Raw genomic sequence first — 20,798 nt, 5'->3', positions numbered from 1 at the left:
ACGCACCGATGTTCGGCGACGGGACGGGGGCGGTCGGCCCCTCCGGAGAGGGTGGGCCGGATCCGACCCTCCTCCCGGAGCGAGTGCTCCATGGGCTGGCCTCCCGGGGACAACGGTCGCTGTCCTCTACGGCGGAAACTACCTCGCGAACACCCCGGTCCAGCCCGACACGCGACAACGTCACACCGTGTTCACCTGAAGAGTTCGCGCTATCGGCCCAGCCGCCGCTCGCGCGCGCCGTACGCGCGGACCGCGCGCAGGAAGTCGATCCGTCGGAAGTCGGGCCAGTAGGCCTCGCAGAAATAGAACTCCGAGTGCGCGCTCTGCCAGAGCAGGAACCCGCCCAGGCGCTGCTCGCCCGAGGTGCGGATCACCAGCTCCGGGTCCGGCTGGCCCTTCGTGTAGAGCCGATCGGCGATGTGCTCCATGTCGAAGTCCTCGGCCAGCTCGTCCAGGCTCGACCCGGCCTCGGCGTGCTCGCGCAGGAACGCGCGCACGGCGTCCGCGATCTCGCGACGACCGCCGTAACCGACCGCGACGTTCACGTGCAGGCCGACGATCCCGGTGGTCGCGTCCTGGGCCGCGACGAGCGCCTTGGCCGTGTGGTCCGGCAGCATGTCGAGCGCGCCGACGGCCTGCACGCGCCACCGCCCCGTAGCGGCGAGCTCGCCGACGACGTCCTCGATGATCGCCAGCAACGGCTCGAGCTCGTCGGGCGACCGCTCCAGGTTGTCCGTCGACAGGAGCCAGAGCGTGACCACCTCGACGCCGATGTCCTCGCTCCACCCGAGCAGGTCCGCGATCTTGTCGCCGCCCGCGCGGTGGCCGTGCGCCGTCGAGCTGCCCACGCTGCGCGCCCAGCGGCGGTTGCCGTCGAGGATGACGCCGACGTGGCGCGGGATGCCCTCGGCCGGGAGCGATGCGGCCAGCCGGCGCTCGTACAGCCCGTAGAGCGGGTGGGGCAGGCGCACGCGCGCTCCTTCGGCTGATCGAGGGTCGTCGTCGGGCCGGACCGGTCGGACCCGCACACGCTACTCGCTCGCAACGTCGCCGTCGTAGGCCGGTTCGGGGCATGATCGAGGTCGGTCGACATCGCTACCTACGGTGCCGTAACCTACGCAGTCGTAAGTTACGTCCGACGAAACGAGATCCGCTCCATGAGCACCTCCCCCGCGCCCGTCTCGGGCTCGTCGGACACCCCGGCCGCGGCGGCGGTCGTCGAGAACCTGAAACCCCACCTGCGCGGCTGGATCCACCTCGGCGTGACGCCGTTGGTGATCGTCGCGTCGATCGTGCTGGTGGTGCTCTCGCCGACGTCGCAGGCCAAGTGGTCGTGCGCGGTGTTCGGGCTCACCGCGATCATGCTCTTCGGGACCAGCGCGCTCTACCACCGCGGGCACTGGTCGCCGACGACGTCCGCGGTCCTGCGCCGCCTGGACCACACCAACATCTTCCTGATCATCGCCGGCACCTACACGCCGCTGTCGATCCTCCTGCTGCCCGCCACCACCGCCCGCGTGCTGCTCATCGTCGTCTGGTCGGGGGCACTGGTCGGGCTGCTGGCGCGCGTCTTCTGGCTCGGCGCGCCGCGCTGGGTCTACGTGCCGGTCTATGTGGCGCTCGGCTGGGTGGCCGTCTGGTTCTTCCCGTCGTTCTACCGCGCCGGCGGGGCGTGGATCGTCTTCTGGATCGCCCTGGGTGGGCTCGCCTACACGCTCGGCGCGGTGGTCTACGGCACCAAGCGTCCCAACCCGAGCCCGCGCTGGTTCGGGTTCCACGAGGTGTTCCACGCGCTGACGGTGGTCGGCTTCAGCTGCCACTACATCGCCGCGTCGATGGCGTCGTACTCGTCCTAGGTGCCGGGCACGAGCTAGCTGCTGGGCACGACCCGGTAGCGCCGGTTGGCCAGGGACGGGTTCCGGAGTCGGACCTCGAGCAGCGCGTCGCCGTCGATGTCGACCGTGCGGATGTTCGGCCGCTCGTCGAACTCCAGCCCCACGACGCCGTCGGGTCCGACGACGAGCGACCGGCCGACCACCCCGCGGCCCGCCTGGCCGACGCCGATCACGGTCGACGTGTTCTCGATCGCCCGCGCCACGGCCAGCGCACGCCAGTGCATCGCCTTCAGCTCACCGTCGGCCCACGCGGCCGGGACGACGATTACCTGGGCGCCTGCGTCGACCAGGCGGCGCGCGGACTCCGGGAACCGCAGGTCGTAGCACGTCATCACGCCGAACGAGAGGCCGCCGACCTCGACCACGAGCGGGGGTGCGTCCGCCGGTCCGGCGACCAGCCGGTCGGACTCGTGCTGACCGAACGCGTCGTACAGGTGCACCTTGCGGTACAGGCCGGCGATCGCGCCCGACCCGTCGACGGCGACGATGGCGTTCACGCCGTGCTGCGGGTCGGGCCCCGGCAACGTGGTCCCGGCCAGCACCGCGACACCCGTCTTGGCGGCCCGCTCGCGCAGCATCGTGACGAAGTAGCCGTCGAGCGGCTCCGCGTGCTCCGGCCCGACACCGCGCGGGTCGAAACCCGAGGCGTACTCGGGCAGCACCAGCAGGTCCGAGCGACGGCCGGCCGCCAGCTTGAAGGCGTCGCCGATGATCTCCCGGTTGGTGCCGTGGTCGTTGCTGACCTCCAGCTGCGCGACGGTGACCCGGACGGCGGGCCGCTCGGGGGGCTTGCTCATCGGGCGGCCGGCCTCATCGCGACCGGTCCGACTCGTCGCCCTCGAGCCCGTCGAGCACCACGGGCACGTCCGCGTCGATCTCCGAGTCGGGCCCGCCCGCGCCCGCGTCGATCACGCCGACGTCCAGGTGCGGACGGTCGTTCTCGTCGTCGTCGGCCGGGTCGGGCGTCTCGTCGTCGAGCCCGAGCTGCTTCGAGCGGCGGTCCACCCGGCGCATCTGCTTGGTCAGCGACAGGAACAAGAAGAGTGCCGCGATCGCCACCAGGAACGTGAACACGAAGCCGAGGAAGCCGGGTGAGCCGCCCTGGGTGGGGTCGATGGCGACCCCGGACGGGGACGGCGTGGGGCTCGGAGCGATGAGCAGGTGGATCACGAAACGCCGTCCCGCAGGCCGGCGAACAGGTCGGTCTCCGGCAGTGTCGTCGGCACGCGCGACTGCGCGAGCTCGTACTCCTCGGTCGGCCACTCGGCGAGCTCGATCTCTCGCGGCATCGCGAAGAAGAACCCGTCGGGGTCGATCTGGGTGGCGTGCGCCCGCAGCGCGGCATCGCGCTGCGCGAAGTACGCGCTGGCGTCGACGCGGGTGGTGACCTCGCGCTCCGCCACGTCCCGCGCCTCGCGCGACTCGATCCACTCACCGAACGGCGACTCGCGACCCGCGGCGAGCAGCGCCTCGTGGATCGCGCGCATGCGCACCAGGGAGAAGCCGCCGTTGTAGTAGAGCTTCGACGGCGTCCACGGCTCGCCGCGGCCCACGTAGCGTTCCGGGTCGCCGGCCGCCTCGAACGCCTCGACCGACACCTTGTGGCACATGATGTGGTCGGGGTGCGGGTAGCCGCCGTTCTCGTCGTACGTCGTGATCACGTGCGGCCGGAAGCTGCGGACGAGCTCCACCAGCGGGGCGGACGCCTCCTCGAGCGGGACCAGCGCGAAGCAGCCCTCCGGGAGAGGCGGCAGCGGGTCGCCCTCGGGCAGGCCGGAGTCGACGAACCCCAGCCAGTGGTGCTGCACCCCGAGCGCGGCGGCAGCAGCGGCCATCTCGTCGCGTCGCAGCGTCTGCATGCCCTCGATCCCGCCGGGCACCTCGCCGTAGCCGGGGTTCAGCACGTCGCCGCGCTCCCCGCCCGTGCAGGACACGACCAGGACGTCGACACCCTCGGCCGCGTACTTCGCCGTGGTCGCCGCGCCCTTGCTCGACTCGTCGTCGGGGTGGGCGTGCACCGCCATCAGGCGCAGCCGCTCTCCGGTCACCTCGGGCCTCCCGTCGGTCCGCCCGGCCGGTCTTCGGCGCGGGCGGGTGTGTGGACGAGAGACAATGATCGCGCACGCGACGACCACGTCGCGCCATCGACCGGCCCCCGGAGGATCGAACGTGACCGTCCTGCAGCCGCCGCCCGGCCGCTACGGTCCGGCGCCGACCGTGCGCACGAGGCGCCGCCAGCGGATCGGCCTGATCCTCACCGCGGTCGTCGGCCTGGCCGTCGCCGTCTGGATCGCGCTGAACGTCGCCAGCCAGCCCGTGTCCTGGAAGGACGTCGGGTTCCACGTGCAGGGACCGCAGGCGATCGACGTCACGTTCGAGGTGACCAAACCCCGCGGGGACACGGTCGTCTGCAAGGTTCGCGCGCTGTCCGAGGCCTTCTCCGAGGTGGGCGTCCGCATGGTCACCGTCGGCCCGGCCGACCAGGCGACCCAGCGTCTGACGGCCACCGTGCAGACCACCGAGCTGGCCGTCAGCGGGACCGTCGACAGGTGCGACATCCAGCCCTGAAGCGGCCTCCTGCCCGGCCGCCTTGCTATCCTGGTCGTTTCTACGCCGCCCCGGTCCGGCGTCACGGCTCGTCGACGCGACCGCGAGGCGGTTCTGTTGTCTCCGGGGCTGGAGCCTCACTACGCACGTTGTGAAAGGAGCGATCGTGACCGAAACGAATGCAGCCACCTGGCTGACGCAGGAGGCCTACGACCGGCTCACTGCCGAGCTCGCCCACCTCGAGGGGCCCGGGCGCGACGAGGTCGTCTCGCGCATCGCGGCCGCCCGCGACGAGGGTGACCTCAAGGAGAACGGCGGCTACCACGCCGCCCGCGAGGAGCAGGGCAAGCAGGAGGCCCGCATCCGCGAGCTCAAGGAGAAGCTGCGCAACGTGCAGATCGGCACGCCGCAGGACAACGGCATCGTCGAGCCCGGCATGGTCGTCACCGCCCTCGTCGCCGGCGACGAGATGGTGTTCCTGCTCGGCTCGCGCGAGATCGCGGGGTCGTCCGACATCGACGTCTACTCCCCCACCTCGCCGCTCGGCGCCGCGATCAACGGCACCAAGATCGGCGACTCGACCAGCTACCTCGCCCCGAACGGCCGCGAGATCGCGGTCTCGATCACCGACGCCAAGCCCTTCACGGGCTGAGCCCACGTCCAGAGGCGCCGCTCCCGATGGGGTCGGCGCCTCTGTTGCGCGTCACGTGAGCCGGTAGCCGGCGGTCGTGAGGGTCTGGACGACGTGGGCGCAGTGGTCCGGGCCCTTCGTCTCCACCTGGAGCTCGATGGCCACCTCGTCGACGGCGAGCTCGACGGCCGTCCGCGCGTGGGAGACCTCCATCACGTTCGCCCCGGTCGCCGCCAGGTCGCGCAGCAGCTCGGCGAGCGCCCCGGGGGTGTCGTCCAGCCGGACGCGCAGGTGCAGGAACCGTCCCGCCGACGCCAGCCCGTGCCGCACCACCCGCAGGAGGACCAGCGGGTCGATGTTGCCGCCCGACAGGATCGCCACGACCGGGCCCTCGAGGCCTCCCGGTTCAGCCATGAGGGAGGCGACGGCCGCCGCACCCGAGGGCTCGACGAGCATCTTGGCGCGCTCGGCGACGAGCAGCAGGGCCCGCGACAGGTCCTCCTCCGACACGGTCCGGACCGGGATGGCGTGCCGGAGGAGGATGTCGAACGGCACGGTCCCGGGCAGGCCGACCGCGATCCCGTCGGCCATGGTGTGCATCGCTCCGGCTGGCACCGGGTGCCCCTCGGCCATGGACGGCGGGTACGCGGCGGCACCCTCGGCCTGCACGCCGATCACGCGGACCGACGGGCGCAGCTCGGCCAGCGCGGCGACCACCCCGGCCGCCAGCCCTCCCCCGCCGACCGGCACGAGCACGGTCGCGACGTCGGGCACCTGCTCGGCGATCTCCAGCGCGATGGTGCCCTGCCCGGCCACGACGTCCTCGTGGTCGAACGGGTGGATCAGGACCGCACCCGTGCGCTCGGCGTACTCGTGCGCGTGCCGCAGGGCCTCGTCGACGCTGGCGCCGACGGCCTCGACGCGCGCGCCGTAGTCCCGGGTCGCCGCGACCTTGGGCAGAGCCGCGTCCACGGGCATGAACACGACGGACTCGATGCCGAGCATCTGGGCCGCCAGCGCGACGCCCTGCGCATGGTTGCCGGCGCTCGCCGCCACGACGCCGCGCGACTGCTCCTGAGCCGAGAGGCGCGCCATCCGCACGTACGCGCCACGCAGCTTGAACGAGCCGGTGCGCTGCAGGTTCTCGCACTTGAGCCACACCTCGGCGCCCACCACGCGCGACAGCGCCCGGCTCAGCTGCACCGGGGTCCGGTCCGTGACCCCCTGCAGCAGCGCCGCGGCGTCCCGGATGTCGGCCAGACCGGTCATCGCGCGGCGCCCGGTGCGTCGCCGGGATCGGTGCCGTCGGACGGGTCGACCTGCTCCGCAAGGGTCGCCTCGTCCTCCGCCTCGGACTCCGCCACCTGCGCGATGGCGCGATCGAGCACGGGATGGCCACGACCGCGGACCGGCACATGGTCGTCGCGCCCGAGCTGGGGGAACTTGTCGTGCCCGTGCAGGTAGAGGATCACCGTGTTGAGCGTCGCGACGAGGGGCACGGCGAACAGGGCCCCGACGATGCCCGCGACGAACGAGCCCGCGGCGACGGCCAGCAGCACCGCAACGGGGTGCAGGGAGACCGCGTGGCCCATGAGGAACGGCTGCAGGCCGTGACCCTCGATCTGCTGGACGAGCAGCACGACCGCGAGCATGAGCAAGGCATTCAGGGGTCCGTTCGCGACGAGCGCGACGAGCACCGCGACCGACCCCGTGACCACGGCACCCACGATCGGGACGAACGAGCCGAGGAACACGAGCACGGCCAGCGGGAGCGCGAGCGGAACCCGCAGGATCGCGGCGCCGATGCCGATGCCGAGCGCGTCGACGGCCGCGACCAGGATCTGCGTGCGTGTGTAGGCGCCGAGGGTGACCAGGCCGCGACGGCCGGCCTGGTGCACGTGCTCGCGCGACCCGCGCGGGAGCAGCCCGACCACCCACGACCAGATGGTGCGGCCGTCGAGCAGGAAGAAGAACGTGCAGAACAGCGCGATCAGCGTGCCGGCCGCGACGTGGCCGACCGTGGTCGTCGCGTGCAGGGCGCCCGAGACCAGGCCCGAGTTGCTGCCGCTGAACGACTCCCGGATGGTGTCGATGTACTTGCTGATGTCCTCGGTGGTCAGCTGCAGCGGGCCCGTGGCCAGCCAGCTGGTCAGCTTGTCGATGCCTTCGGACGCCTGCGTCCACAGCTGACCGATGCCCTTGATGATCGAGCGTGTTGCCAGCGTGACCAGACCCGCGACGAGCAGGACCATCGCCGCCAACGAGATCGCGACGGCGGCGACCCGGGGCAGCCGGGTGTGTCGCTGGAGCCAGCCGACGAACGGCGCGAGCAGCACGGTGACCAGCAGGGCCACGGCGATCGGCACCACGACGACCTTGAGCTCGTTCAACAGCCAGAGCAGCACCGCGAGCGCGGCGCCGATGAGCAGGAGCCGCCACGACCAGCCGGCCGCGGCCCGGATCGACGGCGGGACCGGCTGGTCCTTGGTGGTCGGCGCGTCGGTCACGCCGGACGCCCGGCGCCCAGGGCGGCATCCAGGTCCGCGAGCAGGTCCTCGAGGTCCTCGATGCCGACCGAGAGGCGCACCAGGTCGTCGGGGACCTCGAGCGCCGTGCCCACGACCGACCCGTGCGTCATCTTGTGCGGGTGCTCGACCAGCGACTCGACGCCGCCCAGCGACTCGGCCAGCGTGAACACCTTCGTCGCCGCGCAGACCGCCAGGGCGGACTCCTGCGAGCCCGTGCGGAACGAGATCATCCCCCCGAACCCGCGCATCTGCCGCGCCGCGACCTCGTGCCCCGGGTGGCTCGGCAGGCCCGGGTAGATCACCGACGTCACCGCGTCGTGGCCCTCCAGGAACGCCGCGATCGCCGTGGCGTTGGCCACGTGCCGGTCCATCCGCACAGCGAGCGTCTTGAGCCCGCGCAGCGTGAGCCACGCGTCGAACGGTCCCGCGACCGCGCCGGACGCGTTCTGGTGGAAACGCACCGCGTCGACCAGCGGCCCGTCGAGCCCGACCGGCAGCATCGCGCCGTCACCGACCACGAGCGCCCCGCCGACGACGTCGGAGTGGCCGCCGATGTACTTCGTCGTCGAGTGCACGACGACGTCCGCGCCGAGCGAGAGGGGCTGCTGCAGGTACGGCGTCGCGAAGGTGTTGTCGACCACCAGCAGCGCCCCGACCGACCGCGCATGGCCGGCCAGCACCGCGATGTCCGCGATGCCGAGCAGCGGGTTGGTGGGCGTCTCCACCCAGATCACCTTGGTGCGCCCCGGTTCGATCGCGGCCAGCACCGCGTCCGGGTCGGACAGGTCGACCGCGGTGTGGTCGATGCCCCACGGCCCGAACACCCGCGCGACCAGGCGGTAGGTGCCGCCGTACGCGTCGTTCGGGATCACCACGTGGTCGCCGGGCCGAAGCGTCGCGCGCAGCAGGGTGTCCTCGGCGGCGAGCCCGGACGAGAACGCGAACCCGGCCGCACCGCCCTCCACGGCCGCGAGCGCCTCCTCGAGGGCCGTCCGGGTCGGGTTGGCCGACCGCGAGTACTCGTACCCGCCGCGCAGACCGCCGACGCCGTCCTGCTTGTACGTCGAGGTGGCGTAGATGGGCGTCACCACGGCCCCCGTCGTCGGATCGGGCTCCTGACCTGCATGGATGGCCCTCGTCGAAAAGCCGGCCTTGGACCAGTCGTCCTCGTGGAGCTCCGCGTCGTTCGTCACGCACCCAGGCTAGGCGGTCCCGCCGACGCGGCGACCCGTGTCGCGGGAACACGGGCACGATCCACGCCGTTGCACGGGCCGGGAGCAATCAGGTGACCACCCGGCTCCCGGAGAGGATCAAGACCATGAACTGGCTGTTCGGATCCGCCCTCAAGACGACGATGGTGACGCCGGAGCGGGCCCTCGCGGGTCGCGACGGGTACGCCTACACGATCCCGACGACCCACACCGTCCTCGGCACTCCCCTCCAGGGCCCCTGGCCCGAGGGCACCGAGGTCATCTACCTGGCGATGGGCTGCTTCTGGGGCGCCGAGAAGACCTTCTGGAACCTGCCCGGCGTCGTGACGACGGCGGTCGGCTACGAGGGTGGCTTCACGCCCTTCCCGACGTACGAGGAGACCTGCACCGGCCTGACCGGGCACACCGAGATCGTCCTCGTGGCGTACGACCCGAAGCTCGTCTCCGCCGGCGACGTCATCCGCACCTTCTGGGAGAACCACGACCCGACGCAGGGCTACCGGCAGGGCAACGACGCCGGCACGCAGTACCGCTCGGCGATCTACTTCACGACGCCCGAGCAGGAGCTGGCCGCACGCAGCACGCTCGCGGACTTCCAGCCGCGCCTGACCGAGAGGGGCTTCGGCACCATCACCACGGAGATCCGCTCGGCCGAGGACGCCGGGCCGTTCTACTACGCCGAGGGCTACCACCAGCAGTACCTCGACAAGAACCCCGCCGGGTACTGCCCGGTGCACGCCACGGGCGCCAGCTGCCCGCGGCCGACCGGGGCCTGAGCCGTTCGACGATGGACCCGTCAGCCGACGGGTCCATCGGGCGGGCGGCCGACTCGCCCCCGCTTGTCGGCCACCCGCCCGACGTGGGGCCGGTGTGCGTCCCCCTGCGGTCGTCTCCGGCCGCCCTCGAACAGGCTCTTGGTCCGGCGGGCGTCGACGCTGACGCCTGCCGGTCCGGAGGAGAACGTACCGACTGCCGCGACGGTCGGTCTACGCCTGTCCACGCTGCGTTGGACCCCGGTCCACCTGTCCGGGTGGCCCCGGCCGAGCCGGGCACGGATGAGCGCGGTCGGGACGGCGGCGCCTACGGTGAGGGTGTGACCCTCACCAACTGGGCCGGCAACTATGCCTACCGCGCGCCCGTCGTCCAGCACCCACGCAGCGTCGAGGAGCTGTCGCAGATCGTCGCCTCGGCGCGCCGCGTCCGCGCGCTCGGCACGCGGCACTGCTTCAACGACCTCGCCGACGGACCCGGCACGCTGGTCGCTCTGGACGGGCTCGCGTCGTCGGTGCAGATCGACTCGCACGCCCGCACCGTCACCGTCTCGGCCGGCACCCGGTACGGCGCCCTCGCGCAGGAGCTGCACGCGGCCGGTTGGGGCCTGGGCAACCTGGCGTCGCTGCCGCACATCTCGGTGGCGGGTGCCGTCGCCACCGCCACGCACGGCTCCGGCGACCGGTCGCAGAACCTCGCCGCCGCGGTGGCCGGCCTCGTGCTGATGTCCTCGGACGGGTCGCTGCGCACCCTCGTCCGTGGCGACGACGACTTCGCCGGGTCCGTCGTCGCGCTCGGCGCGCTCGGGATCGCCGTGCAGGTCATGCTGGACATCGAGCCCACCTACGACGTCGCGCAGGAGGTGCACGAGAACCTGCCGTGGGAGACCGCCCTGGCCAACCTGGACGACGTGACCTCGAGCGCCGGCTCAGTGAGCCTGTTCACCGACTGGCGCGAGCCGAGCATCCAGCAGGTCTGGCGCAAGACCCGGGTCTCCGAGTCGTACCAGCCGCGCGAGGAGTTCTTCGGCTCGACCCCCGCCGCCGAGCAGAGGCACCCGCTGCCCGGCATCGATCCGGTGCACACCACCGCGCAGCTGGCGTCGCCCGGCCCCTGGCACGAGCGCCTGCCGCACTTCCGTCTCGACTTCACCCCCAGCAACGGGGCCGAGCTGCAGACCGAGTACCTGGTGCCTAGGGCGCAGGCCGTCGAGGCGTTGCAGGCGGTGCGCGGCCTGGCCGACAAGATCGCCCCGCTGCTGCAGGTCAGCGAGGTCCGCACCATCGCCGGTGACGACCTCTGGCTGTCGACCGCCTCGGGCGGGGACCGCGTCGGCATCCACTTCACGTGGCAGCCGCGACAGAACGAGGTCACGACACTCCTGCCGGTCCTCGAGGCGGCGCTGAGGCCCTTCGACGCCCGCCCGCACTGGGGCAAGCTCTTCGCCGACGAGGACCGCTCGCTGGCCCGCCTGTACCCGCGCTGGGACGACTTCCGGGCGCTCGTGGCCCGCACCGACCCGACCGGCGTCTTCGCCAACGACTTCCTGGAGCGGCACGGCCTTCGCGACGCCTGACCGCGAGACCCGTCGGCAGCGTGCGACGAGTCCCGCGGCGAGCGCGCGTGCCGACCGGCGGCCGGCCTCAGGCCGGGCAGTTGTGGTACGCGGCGATGAGCCACCGCCCGTCCTGCCGGGCGAGGGTCCACGTGGCGTTGACCCAGGCGCCGTCGGCCACCTCGGTCTGACCCGCGAGCAGGACGGCCGTGCGGGCGTTGACGATCGCGGCGTCGTCGCCGAGGTAGCGGACGCCCAGCACCTCGTCGCGGGTCCGGCTGCCCTTGAGCGGACCGGCGAAGACCGCCGCCATGCGGTCGCGGGTCGCCGCGGGGCCCACGCTGTAGGAGCCGGGCAGGACCGAGGTCGCGTCGGCGGCGAACGAGGAGACGAACGCGTCCGCGTCGTGGTCCGCCCACGCCTGGTAGAGGTCGTCGAGCACGGTGAGGACCTCGCGGTCCGTGGTCACGGTCATGGTCGTTCCCTTCGTCGTGTGGAGCTGTCACTGGTACATACCCGGCCGGCGCCGGCGGCTCATCGGTGACGGCGCGATGACTTTCGGGACGCCGGCCGGTATGTATGGGCACGACGAGCGAGGAGACACGGTGGCGACGACGACGGACGAGGACTTCACGCTGCGGACAGATCCGTTCCGGCGGGAGCTCCTGGCGCACTGCTACCGGATGCTCGGCTCGGTGCACGACGCCGAGGACCTGCTCCAGGAGACGCTCCTGCGCGCGTGGCGGGCCTACGACCGGTACGACCCGAGCCGGTCCGGCCTGCGCACCTGGCTCTACCGCATCGCCACCAACGCGTGCCTGACCGCGCTCGACCAGCGCAGCCGCCGCCCGCTGCCGTCCGGGCTCGGCGCCCCGCCCGGCGACGACCCGATGTCACCGCTCGTGCGCGGCGAGGAGGTGCCCTGGCTGCAGCCGATCCCGGACGCGTTGGTCGGGGACCCGGCCGACGTGGTGGCCGCGCGGGGGTCGCTGCGGCTGGCGTTCGTCGCCGCGATGCAGCTCCTGCCCGCCCGGCAGCGCGCCGTCCTCATCCTGCGCGAGGTGCTCCAGTGGCCGGCCGCGGACGTGGCCGCAGCACTCGAGATGACCACCCCCGCGGTGAACAGCGCCCTGCAACGGGCACGCGCACGGCTCGGCGAGGCCGGCCTGGGCGAGGAGCAGATCGACGAGCCCGTGAACCCGGACCACCGGGCGCAGGTCGACCGCTACGTCGTCGCCTTCGAGAACGCCGACCTCTCGATGCTGGAACGGCTGCTGACCCAGGACGCCGTCATCGAGATGCCGCCGTTCGTCAACTGGTACCGCGGCCGCGAGCACTACGTCCGCTTCATCGCCCGCGCCTTCACCCTGCGCGGCACGGACTGGCGGATGCGTCCGGTGGCCGCGAACGGGCAGCCTGCCGTCGCCGCCTACACGCGCGCACCCGACGGCGGGTACGCCCTGCACTCGCTCCAGGTGTTCGCTGTCACGGCGGCGGGCATCAGCCGCAACACCACGTTCCAGGACCAGGACGTGTTCGACACCTTCGCTCTGCCGGCGCGTCTCACCGCCACCGCGTGACGCGGGCGGAGAGGTCGGTGTCCCCCACGCGCCCGACCGGCGACAGGGTCACCACGTCGCTCGCGTGCAGCCGCGGATCGGTGGCGTAGCGGTCCTCGAGCTCGCGCTCGGCCGCCTGGTCGCCGGCGTCGGCGGCGACGAGCAGCGTGGCGACCTCGTCGGCCAGCGCGTCGAGCTCCTCGGCCGGGCGCGGGTTGTCGGGCAGCGTGTCGCCCCAGACGTCCCAGAGCAGCAGCTCGTCACGCTGCCGGTGGGCCAGCTCGCCCACGACGTAGCCGCGCACGAAGCCCGGCCCGGTGAGGAACGGCAGGGACGGGTCGACGCCGTACGACGAGACGTCGACGCCCGACCGGTGCGCCAGCCAGACTTCGGCGGCCGTCTCGAAGGGTGCGCCGAGACCGGTGTCCAGGTCGTGCGTGTCGAACGGCCAGTCGGTGTCGGCGAGCTCGGGGTCGAACCGCACCCAGCGCGTGCCGTCCCACCGTTCGGCGACCACGTGGTCGTGGTGGAAGCCGGGCCGGAAGTACGCCGCGAACCCCACGCGGCTGCGCGCGGGGATCCCGTGCTGCCGCAGCACGGCGACGGCGAACAATGTGTGGTCGCGGCAGCAGCCGGCGACCTGTTCGTGCGGTGCTCGCGGCTGCGTGAGCGGGGCGGGCGAGCGCTCCTGCGTCACGCGCAGGATCTCCGACAGCCACCGCAGGTCGATGTCCGCGTCCTGGCCGGCGTAGAGCGCGTCGGCGGCCCCTCGGTAGTGGATGACCGCGTTGCAGGCGGCCTGCTGGATGGACCCGGTGTCCGTCGCGAGCGCGTCGAGAAGCCCGGCGTACGGGCCAGGGTCGCTGAACGGGCTGTGCATGGCATAGGCGTCGAGATTCGGCATGCGATCAGCGTGGCCTCTGCCCCAGGGGCAGGGTCAACGCCTCGCGCGATCGAGATCGATCGGCTGCGCGACGTGCACCACGACCCCGTCGTCGTTCCACGGCACCGGGTAGATCTCCCGGACCGCCCCGACCGCACGCCGCCCGATGAACCACGTCTCGAGCGCGACGTAGGCACCGATGATCGTCGGGTAGCGGCAGTCGGCGGCCGTCACCGGGACGTACGCGACCGTGTGCGCGGGCTCGTGCCGCAGCGTCACGGGCCCGACCGGCGCGACGAGCCCCTCGTACGGCACGCAGACCTCGATCGGCCCGTCGCCGTCGAACCCGACCGCGCCGTGGAACAGCACCCAGTACTCGGCGCCGAAGGAGGCACCACCCGCGGTCAGGAACAACCGCAGCTCGGCGACGTCGGCCATGATGGTCGCCACCAGGTCCTCCTGGCTCACGTGCTGCTGGATCGTCGCGACGGACCGGGCGGGCTGCGACGTGATGACGACGTCGTCCACCCCGAACCGCCCGGTCGCGTCGAGCGTCGCCCCCGCGCCCAGCGAGGTGAGCACCAGGTCCACCTCCGGGCCCCGGTCGGACAGGTCCCGCTGCCGGGCCGCCCACCAGGCACGCACGGCCGCTCCCGTCGACGGCTGCGCCAGCACGTCGGCGATCGTCGCCAAGGGCATCTCCAGACGCCGCAGCAGCGCGATCGTGTGCGCGCGTTCCAGCTGGTCGGGCGCGTAGTAGCGGTAGCCGCTGACCTCGTCGACGCGGACCGGTGGCAGCAGCTCCCGGGCGTCGTAGATCCGCAACGCCTTGAGCGAGAGACCCGAGCGCCGCGCGAACTCGCCGATGCCCAGCTCAGGCACGCCGGGCCCCGGCAACGGCCCGGGCCCGGCGGTCATGAGGTCAGTGGCTCGTGCCGACGATGTCGACGACGAAGACGAGCGTGTCCCCGCCCTTGATGCCCGCCTGGGGCACGCCGCGGTCGCCGTAGCCCAGGTGCGACGGGATCGAGAGCAGGACGCGCGAGCCGACCTGCTGGCCCACGAGGCCCTCGTCCCAGCCCGCGATGACCTGGCCGACGCCGATGCCGAAGCTGATCGAGGAGCGCCGGTCGTACGAGTTGTCGAACACCCCGCCGTTCCAGGCCTGACCGAGGTAGTGCACCTCGATGTCGTCGCCGGCCTCGACGAGCGCGCCGTCGCCGCGGGAGAGGACCGACACCTCCAGCTCACCGGACGGGGTGCCCGCCGGGAACGACAGGGTCGGCTTCTCGCCGAAGGAACCCGAAACCTCGGGCAGCGCTGCGGACATGACCACTCCTTCTCTGGATGACAGTGCCCGCCCATCTTGCCGCCCCGCCCTGACACGCGCCGAATCGCCGGGGTTGACACAAAAAGCTAATAGCATTAGCTTTTTGCCCATGAGCACAGCCCAGTTCATCAGCCGCCCCGAGGGACGGATCGCCTACACGGTCGACGGCGACGCCGACGCACCGCTCGTCGTCCTCGCGCCGGGGATGGGAGACCTGCGCACGACCTGGCGGGACCTCGTCGGCCCCCTGACCGCCGCGGGCTACCGCGTCGCGTGCATGGACCTGCGCGGGCACGGCGACTCCGACACCACCTTCGCGACGCACGGTGACGTGGTCACCGGCCAGGACCTGATCGCGCTGGCCGAGCACCTCGGCGGCCCGGCGGTGCTCGGCGGCAACTCGATGGGCGCGGCCGCGGCCGCGTGGGCGGCCGCCGAACGGCCGGACCTCGTCGCCGGGCTCGTGCTCACCGGACCGCTCCTGCGCAACCCGCCCGCGTCCGCGGCGGCGACCGCCACCACGCACGGCGCGGTCCGCGTCGCGCTGCAGGGCCCGTGGGGGCCCGCCCTGTGGGCCCGCATGGTCCGCACCTACTTCGGCCGCGGCACGCAAGGCCCGTGGTTCGACGAGCACGTCGCGGACATCAAGGAGTCGCTGCGGCGCCCGGGACACCTGCGCTCGTTCCGGCACCTGACGCTCCAGCTCACGCACGCCCCGGTCGAGGCTCGCCTGGGCGAGGTCGTCGCACCGGTCATCGCGTTCGTCGGCGCGATCGACCCCGACTTCAAGGACCCGGCCGCCGAGGCGCTCTGGCTGCGTTCGGCCGTCGACGCCGAGGTCACGCTCATCCCCGAGGTCGGCCACTACCCGCAGCACCAGGCGCCGCAGGTCGTCATCGACGACACGCTCGCGTTCCTGGCCTCGCTGCCCCGTCTCGAGAACGCGTTCGAGGCCGTTGCCTAGGGCCGGCCTCGACCACACCGCCGTCGTCGACCTCGCCCTGAGCGTGGTCGACGACGGCGGCGCGACGGGCTACGCCGACCTCACGCTCGCGACCGTCGCGGCCCGGGCCGGTGTCGCGGTCCCCAGCCTCTACAAGCACGTGGACGGGCTGCCGGGCCTGCGGCGGGACGTCGCGCTCGTCTGCGTGCGGGAGTTCGCCGCGCTCACGTGCGACCTCGACACGGTCGCGGAGATGGGCCACGCGATGCGCGACTACGCGCTCGCGGCACCGGGCCGGTACGACGCCATCCAGGGCACGTCGTGGGTCCACGACCCGGCCGCGTGGGAGGTCCAGGAGGCCGGCGCCGCCGTGATCGCTGACCTGTCCCGCGGCGTCGAGGCGCTCGGCGTGCCCCCGGAGAGCTGCATCCACGCGGTCCGCGCGGTGCGCGCCGCGGTGCACGGATTCATCGTCCTCGAGCTGGGCGGCGGCTTCGGGATGCCCGAGGACGTCGACGTGAGCTTCGCGTTCCTCGTCGACGGGCTCGTCGACGGCCTCACGCGACTGCGCGTGTGACCTCGGGACCGGTTGAGCCGGCCTCTGGACGAACCGGGATCACCTCGCCAGGAACCCCAGCAGGTCGTGCCTGGTGAGAACTCCGACCGGCGACCCGTCGTCCACCACCATGAGGGCATCCGCCTTCTGCAGCGCCTCGCGCGCCGACTGCACGCTCTCCCCCGACCCGATCAGCGGCAGGGCAGGGGACATGTGCCGGTCGACGCGGTCGGCCAGCTCGGCGTCCCCCGAGAACACGGCGTCCAGCAGCACCCGCTCGCTCACGGACCCGGCCACCTCGCCGATCTTGACGGGGGGCTCGGCCCCGACGACGGGCATCTGCGAGACGCCGTACTCGTGCAGGATCGAGATGGCGTCACGCACGGTCTCGTTCGGGTGCGTGTGCACGAGGTCGGGCAGCTCACCCGTCTTCGTCCGGAGCACGTCACCCACCGTCGCGCCCTCCGCCGCCGCCAGGAACCCGTACGACCGCATCCACGAGTCGTTGAAGATCTTGGACAGGTAGCCCCGCCCGCCGTCCGGCAGGATCACGACGACGACGGCGTCCGCGGGCAGGTCGCGCGCGGCCTGCAGGGCGGCCACCACGGCCATCCCGCAGGAACCGCCGACGAGGAGCCCCTCCTCGCGCGCCAGCCGCCGGGTCATCGCGAAGGAGTCGGCGTCCGAGACGGGGATGATCTGGTCGGGGACCGTGGGGTCGTAGGCCGTCGGCCAGAAGTCCTCGCCGACGCCCTCGACGAGGTACGGCCGACCATCGCCCCCGGAGTAGACCGAGCCGGCCGGGTCCGCACCGATCACCACGACCCGTCCGTCGGAGACGTCCTTGAGGTAGCGGCCCGTGCCGGTGATCGTGCCGCCCGTCCCGACGCCCGCGACCAGGTGCGTCACGCGCCCGTCGGTGTCCGCCCAGATCTCGGGGCCGGTCGACTCGTAGTGGCTCGCCGGACCGTTGACGTTGGCGTACTGGTTCGGCTTCCACGCGCCCGGGATCTCGCGCACGAGGCGGTCGGACACCGAGTAGTACGAGTTCGGGTGGTCGGGAGCGACGGCGGTGGGGGTCACGACGACCTCCGCGCCGTAGGCCCGCAGCACGTCCCGCTTGTCCTGGCTGACCTTGTCGGGACAGACGAACACGCAGCGGTAGCCCTTGCGCTGCGCCACCAGCGCGAGCCCGACACCGGTGTTCCCGCTCGTCGGCTCCACGATCGTCCCGCCGGGCCTGAGCTCCCCGGACGCCTCGGCGGCCTCGATCATCTTCAGCGCGATGCGGTCCTTCACGGATCCGCCGGGATTCAGGTACTCGACCTTGGCCAGGATCGTCGCGGCCAGGCCCTCGGTCACGGTGCCGAGCCTGACCAGCGGGGTGCCGCCGACGAGCTCGGAGATGTGCTGCGCGTACTTCACGGTGCTCCGTCGCATTCGGGGACGGGCAGCGGACGCACGACTGCCCGGGTGCGATCCTCGCACCCGGGCAGCGGTCCGACCATGCGAGCGGGGCTAGTTGCGGAAGATCGCGAGGATCCGCAGCAGCTCGAGGTAGAGCCAGATCAGGGTGACGACGAGACCGAAGGCGGCGACCCAGGCGAGCTTCGCCGGGACGCCCTTGTCGACCCCCCGCTTGATCGAGTCGAAGTCGATGATGAGGCTCGCGGCGGCCAGGCCGACCGCGATCAGCCCGACGGCGATGCCGAGCCAGCCCGAGCGCAGCGGACCGAAGTCGTGCATGCCGGTGAACAGCCACAGCACCACGTTGATCAGCGAGAACAGGCAGTAGCCGATCAGGCCGAGCAGGACGGTGCGACGGAACTTGTCCGTGACGCGGACCTTGCCGGACCGGAACAGGATCAGCGAGACCGCGAAGACGGACAGCGTGGCCAGCACGGCCTGCCCGACGATCCCGTTCCACTGGTCCTCGTAGAACTTGCTGAGGCCGCCGAGGAACATCCCCTCGAACGCCGCGTAGAGCAGGATCAGTGGCGGGCTCGGCTGCTTCTTGAACGCGTTGACCAGACCGAGCACCAGGCCGACGATCGCGCCGACGAACCACAGGCCGGGCGCGAGCACCCAGGTCGCGGCGCCGACGACGACCAGGATCGCCAGCAGCCCGGCCGTGCGGATGATGACGTCGTCGTACGTCATGCGCCGGGTGTCGCGCGCGGTCGCCGACGGCGAGCCGTACAGGGCCTCGAGAGAGGCGGCGTCGGTCGCGGCTGCACCGGTGGTGGCGTACGTCGTCGCGCCCGCCGGGGCGGGCTTCTGCCCACGGCGCTGGACCGGGTCCTGGAACACAGGACTGTTGTCGAAGATCGGGTTGGCCATGGCGTCCTCCTGGACGGATCGGGCGCGTCTGTACGAGTCTGTCACCGTAGCGAACGCCGTGGGACCGGGGATCGTTCCAGTCGATGCGTCCCATCCTCCGATCGGAGCGGCGTCCTCCTCCCATGGGTCGATGCAGCGGGTCAGGAATGCCGCCTAGGGTCGTCCCTGGAAGTTCTCGTGCACGTGCTCCCGACGATGAGGATCTGGCAATGATCGAGGCACAAGGCCTGACCAAGAGATACGGACCGAAGACCGCGGTCGACGACATCACGTTCACCGTGGAGCCGGGCCGGGTGACCGGGTTCCTCGGTCCCAACGGCGCCGGCAAGTCCACCACGATGCGCATGATCATGGGTCTGGACCGCCCGACGGCCGGTTCGGTGTCCGTGAACGGCAAGCCCTACGTGCAGCACCACTCGCCGCTGACCGAGGTGGGCGCACTGCTCGAGGCCAAGGCGGTCCACACCGGCCGAAGCGCCCGCAACCACCTGCGCGCGCTCGGCGCGACGCACGGCATCGGCAACAAGCGTGTCGACGAGGTCATCTCGATGACCGGTCTCGACGCGGTCGCCAAGCGCCGGGTCGGCGGCTTCTCGCTCGGCATGGGCCAGCGGCTCGGCATCGCGGCCGCCCTGATCGGCGACCCGCACACCCTGATCCTCGACGAGCCGGTCAACGGGCTCGACCCCGAGGGCGTGCTGTGGGTCCGCAACCTCGTGCGCTACCTGGCCTCCGAGGGCCGGACCGTGTTCCTGTCCTCGCACCTGATGAGCGAGATGGCCCTGACCGCCGACCACCTGCTCGTCATCGGGCGCGGCCGCATCATCACCTCCGGTCCGACCGCGACCGTGATCGCCCAGGCGACGCAGGCGACCGTCCGCGTCGTGTCCCCGCAGGCCACCGACCTGGCCGGCCTGCTCCAGGGCCCCGACGTCACGGTGACGTCCGACGAGGCCGGCGTGCTCACCATCATCGGCGCGACGACCGTGCAGGTGGGCGAGCTCGCCGCTGCCAACCGTCTGGTCCTGCACGAGCTGACGCCGGTCTCCGGCTCGCTCGAGGAGGCCTACATGACCCTGACCCAGGACTCGGTCGAGTACCACTCGTCCGAGGTCCCCACCGAGCACACGCAGGAGGTCGCACGATGAGCACCGCCGTCGCCACCCCACCGGCCACCCCGACCGTCACGGCTCGCAAGGGCAAGCTCTCGTTCCCGCACCTGCTGCGCAGCGAGTGGATCAAGTTCTGGTCGGTCCGCTCGACCTTCTGGACGCTCGCGATCTTCCTGTTCACGGTGGTCGCCCTCGTCGTCCTCATCACGCTGGCGATCCACAACGCGCCGCCCGAGTCGCAGGGCGGTCCGTCCGACGCCGACCGGTCCGACCCGCTCAACGCGTTCCAGGCAGCCGTCTACCTCGGCCAGTTCGCCGTGGCGATCCTGGGTGCGCTAACCATCACCGGCGAGTACACCACGGGCATGATCCGGACCAGCCTGACGGCCGCACCCAAGCGGCTGCCGGTGCTGTGGTCCAAGGGGCTCGTGGCCGCGCTCTCGATGCTGGCGTTCAGCCTGGTGACGGTCGCCGCCTCGGCGGGCCTGCAGTGGCTGTTCTTCAACGGCGTCGGGATCGGTGTCGATCTCGGCAACTCCCAGCAGGTGCGCGCCCTGTTCGGCACGGCGCTGTACATCGCCACGATCGGCGTGCTCGCGTTCGCGTTCGGCGCGCTCATGCGCCACTCGGCGGCGGCAGTGTCGACGATCCTCGGGCTCCTGCTCGTGATCCCGATCATCTTCGCGATCGTGCCCTGGAAGCCGCTGAAGTACGTCGAGCCGTTCCTGCCGGGCTCGGCCGGTCAGAGCATCACCATGACGGACGCGCAGATCGCGCAGAACGTCGCCGGCACGGTCGGCGCGCACCTGACGGCGTGGCAGGGCTACGGCGTGCTCGTCGCATGGGTGGTCGTGGTCCTCGGGGTCGCGGCGTACCTGCTCAAGCGTCGCGACGCCTGACGCTGCCGGACGAAGGGGGCGGTCCTCGTCGACCGCCC

The 20,798-nt window shown here is 72.1% G+C and carries 23 protein-coding genes; 10 read left to right on the top strand and 13 right to left on the bottom strand.

What is annotated here, in order from left to right; translation table 11 throughout:
* Positions 1 to 209 precede the first annotated feature (209 nt).
* Positions 210 to 971, bottom strand: a complete 762-nt coding sequence (locus ACPPVS_RS03235; RefSeq protein WP_426594545.1) for an isoprenyl transferase — start codon at positions 969 to 971, stop codon at positions 210 to 212.
* A gap of 186 nt (positions 972 to 1,157) precedes the next feature.
* Here ACPPVS_RS03235 and trhA point away from each other — a divergent pair, with 186 nt between their 5' ends.
* Complete coding sequence (trhA, locus tag ACPPVS_RS03230; protein WP_426594544.1) at positions 1,158 to 1,856, top strand: PAQR family membrane homeostasis protein TrhA; 699 nt, start codon at positions 1,158 to 1,160, stop codon at positions 1,854 to 1,856.
* 14 nt (positions 1,857 to 1,870) lie between these two features.
* On the opposite strand, the gene ACPPVS_RS03225 is transcribed toward trhA, so the two are convergent.
* From ACPPVS_RS03225 to mca, 3 genes are read right to left on the bottom strand one after another with little or no spacing between them, the layout of a single operon-like run.
* Positions 1,871 to 2,692: a carbon-nitrogen hydrolase family protein gene (locus ACPPVS_RS03225; protein WP_426594543.1), complete on the bottom strand. Its 822-nt coding sequence runs from the start codon at positions 2,690 to 2,692 to the stop codon at positions 1,871 to 1,873.
* A 13-nt stretch (positions 2,693 to 2,705) separates the two neighbouring features.
* A complete protein-coding gene (locus tag ACPPVS_RS03220) occupies positions 2,706 to 3,065 on the bottom strand; it encodes a hypothetical protein (protein WP_426594542.1) in 360 nt (119 codons plus the stop codon).
* On the bottom strand, positions 3,062 to 3,919 hold the full coding sequence (gene mca, locus ACPPVS_RS03215; RefSeq protein WP_426595869.1) for a mycothiol conjugate amidase Mca: 858 nt from the start codon (positions 3,917 to 3,919) through the stop codon (positions 3,062 to 3,064). Before mca ends, ACPPVS_RS03220 begins: the two co-directional genes overlap by 4 nt.
* A gap of 145 nt (positions 3,920 to 4,064) precedes the next feature.
* Between mca and ACPPVS_RS03210 the strand changes: the two genes are divergently transcribed.
* Positions 4,065 to 4,463 (top strand): DUF4307 domain-containing protein, encoded by a 399-nt coding sequence (locus ACPPVS_RS03210; protein WP_426594541.1) that lies wholly within the window; start codon positions 4,065 to 4,067, stop codon positions 4,461 to 4,463.
* A gap of 145 nt (positions 4,464 to 4,608) precedes the next feature.
* Positions 4,609 to 5,094: a transcription elongation factor GreA gene (greA, locus tag ACPPVS_RS03205; protein WP_426594540.1), complete on the top strand. Its 486-nt coding sequence runs from the start codon at positions 4,609 to 4,611 to the stop codon at positions 5,092 to 5,094.
* A gap of 51 nt (positions 5,095 to 5,145) precedes the next feature.
* Here the strand turns inward: greA and ilvA are convergent, their stop codons facing one another.
* From ilvA to ACPPVS_RS03190, 3 genes are read right to left on the bottom strand one after another with little or no spacing between them, the layout of a single operon-like run.
* Positions 5,146 to 6,342 (bottom strand): threonine ammonia-lyase, encoded by a 1,197-nt coding sequence (gene ilvA / locus ACPPVS_RS03200; protein WP_426594539.1) that lies wholly within the window; start codon positions 6,340 to 6,342, stop codon positions 5,146 to 5,148.
* Positions 6,339 to 7,580, bottom strand: a complete 1,242-nt coding sequence (locus tag ACPPVS_RS03195; protein ID WP_426594538.1) for an AI-2E family transporter — start codon at positions 7,578 to 7,580, stop codon at positions 6,339 to 6,341. The genes ilvA and ACPPVS_RS03195 overlap by 4 nt, the downstream gene beginning before the upstream one ends.
* Positions 7,577 to 8,794, bottom strand: coding sequence for a cystathionine gamma-synthase (locus ACPPVS_RS03190; RefSeq protein ID WP_426594536.1), 1,218 nt, complete (start codon positions 8,792 to 8,794; stop codon positions 7,577 to 7,579). Before ACPPVS_RS03190 ends, ACPPVS_RS03195 begins: the two co-directional genes overlap by 4 nt.
* 125 nt (positions 8,795 to 8,919) lie before the next feature.
* Between ACPPVS_RS03190 and msrA the strand changes: the two genes are divergently transcribed.
* Positions 8,920 to 9,588 carry a peptide-methionine (S)-S-oxide reductase MsrA gene (gene msrA / locus ACPPVS_RS03185; RefSeq protein ID WP_426594535.1) on the top strand — a complete coding sequence of 223 codons (669 nt, stop codon included), beginning with the start codon at positions 8,920 to 8,922 and terminating at the stop codon, positions 9,586 to 9,588.
* A gap of 317 nt (positions 9,589 to 9,905) precedes the next feature.
* Positions 9,906 to 11,159 carry a D-arabinono-1,4-lactone oxidase gene (locus ACPPVS_RS03180; RefSeq protein ID WP_426594534.1) on the top strand — a complete coding sequence of 418 codons (1,254 nt, stop codon included), beginning with the start codon at positions 9,906 to 9,908 and terminating at the stop codon, positions 11,157 to 11,159.
* A 67-nt stretch (positions 11,160 to 11,226) separates the two neighbouring features.
* On the opposite strand, the gene ACPPVS_RS03175 is transcribed toward ACPPVS_RS03180, so the two are convergent.
* A complete protein-coding gene (locus ACPPVS_RS03175; protein ID WP_426594533.1) occupies positions 11,227 to 11,613 on the bottom strand; it encodes an SgcJ/EcaC family oxidoreductase in 387 nt (128 codons plus the stop codon).
* A 130-nt stretch (positions 11,614 to 11,743) separates the two neighbouring features.
* Between ACPPVS_RS03175 and ACPPVS_RS03170 the strand changes: the two genes are divergently transcribed.
* Positions 11,744 to 12,718 carry a sigma-70 family RNA polymerase sigma factor gene (locus ACPPVS_RS03170; protein WP_426594532.1) on the top strand — a complete coding sequence of 325 codons (975 nt, stop codon included), beginning with the start codon at positions 11,744 to 11,746 and terminating at the stop codon, positions 12,716 to 12,718.
* Here the strand turns inward: ACPPVS_RS03170 and ACPPVS_RS03165 are convergent.
* From ACPPVS_RS03165 to ACPPVS_RS03155, 3 genes are read right to left on the bottom strand one after another with little or no spacing between them, the layout of a single operon-like run.
* Positions 12,702 to 13,601, bottom strand: coding sequence for a transglutaminase-like domain-containing protein (locus ACPPVS_RS03165; RefSeq protein ID WP_426594531.1), 900 nt, complete (start codon positions 13,599 to 13,601; stop codon positions 12,702 to 12,704). The two genes, ACPPVS_RS03170 and ACPPVS_RS03165, sit on opposite strands and share 17 nt — an antisense overlap.
* Before the next feature lie 33 nt (positions 13,602 to 13,634).
* Positions 13,635 to 14,498, bottom strand: a complete 864-nt coding sequence (locus tag ACPPVS_RS03160) for a MerR family transcriptional regulator (protein WP_426594530.1) — start codon at positions 14,496 to 14,498, stop codon at positions 13,635 to 13,637.
* A 4-nt stretch (positions 14,499 to 14,502) separates the two neighbouring features.
* On the bottom strand, positions 14,503 to 14,910 hold the full coding sequence (locus ACPPVS_RS03155) for an FKBP-type peptidyl-prolyl cis-trans isomerase (protein ID WP_426594529.1): 408 nt from the start codon (positions 14,908 to 14,910) through the stop codon (positions 14,503 to 14,505).
* A gap of 109 nt (positions 14,911 to 15,019) precedes the next feature.
* Here ACPPVS_RS03155 and ACPPVS_RS03150 point away from each other — a divergent pair, with 109 nt between their 5' ends.
* A complete protein-coding gene (locus ACPPVS_RS03150) occupies positions 15,020 to 15,874 on the top strand; it encodes an alpha/beta fold hydrolase (RefSeq protein ID WP_426594528.1) in 855 nt (284 codons plus the stop codon).
* Positions 15,867 to 16,430, top strand: coding sequence for a TetR-like C-terminal domain-containing protein (locus ACPPVS_RS03145; protein ID WP_426594527.1), 564 nt, complete (start codon positions 15,867 to 15,869; stop codon positions 16,428 to 16,430). The genes ACPPVS_RS03150 and ACPPVS_RS03145 overlap by 8 nt, the downstream gene beginning before the upstream one ends.
* Positions 16,431 to 16,469: 39 nt before the next feature.
* Here the strand turns inward: ACPPVS_RS03145 and ACPPVS_RS03140 are convergent, their stop codons facing one another.
* Together ACPPVS_RS03140 and ACPPVS_RS03135 are read right to left on the bottom strand one after the other, a co-directional pair.
* Positions 16,470 to 17,834 carry a cystathionine beta-synthase gene (locus ACPPVS_RS03140; protein ID WP_426594526.1) on the bottom strand — a complete coding sequence of 455 codons (1,365 nt, stop codon included), beginning with the start codon at positions 17,832 to 17,834 and terminating at the stop codon, positions 16,470 to 16,472.
* Positions 17,835 to 17,927: 93 nt separating this feature from the next.
* Entirely contained in the window at positions 17,928 to 18,749 is an 822-nt protein-coding gene (locus tag ACPPVS_RS03135) for a Bax inhibitor-1/YccA family protein (RefSeq protein ID WP_426594525.1), read from the bottom strand.
* Positions 18,750 to 18,958: 209 nt separating this feature from the next.
* On the opposite strand from ACPPVS_RS03135, the gene ACPPVS_RS03130 reads away from it, so the two are divergent.
* Positions 18,959 to 19,897: an ABC transporter ATP-binding protein gene (locus tag ACPPVS_RS03130; protein WP_426594524.1), complete on the top strand. Its 939-nt coding sequence runs from the start codon at positions 18,959 to 18,961 to the stop codon at positions 19,895 to 19,897.
* Positions 19,894 to 20,760: an ABC transporter permease subunit gene (locus tag ACPPVS_RS03125; RefSeq protein ID WP_426594523.1), complete on the top strand. Its 867-nt coding sequence runs from the start codon at positions 19,894 to 19,896 to the stop codon at positions 20,758 to 20,760. Before ACPPVS_RS03130 ends, ACPPVS_RS03125 begins: the two co-directional genes overlap by 4 nt.
* Positions 20,761 to 20,798 lie beyond the last annotated feature (38 nt).

Source organism: Cellulomonas sp. McL0617 (assembly GCF_049994875.1).
In the GTDB taxonomy this organism is placed as follows: Bacteria; Actinomycetota; Actinomycetes; order Actinomycetales; family Cellulomonadaceae; genus Cellulomonas.
Note: the sequence above shows the minus strand (reverse complement) of the source record. Positions and strands in the feature narration are given on the sequence as shown.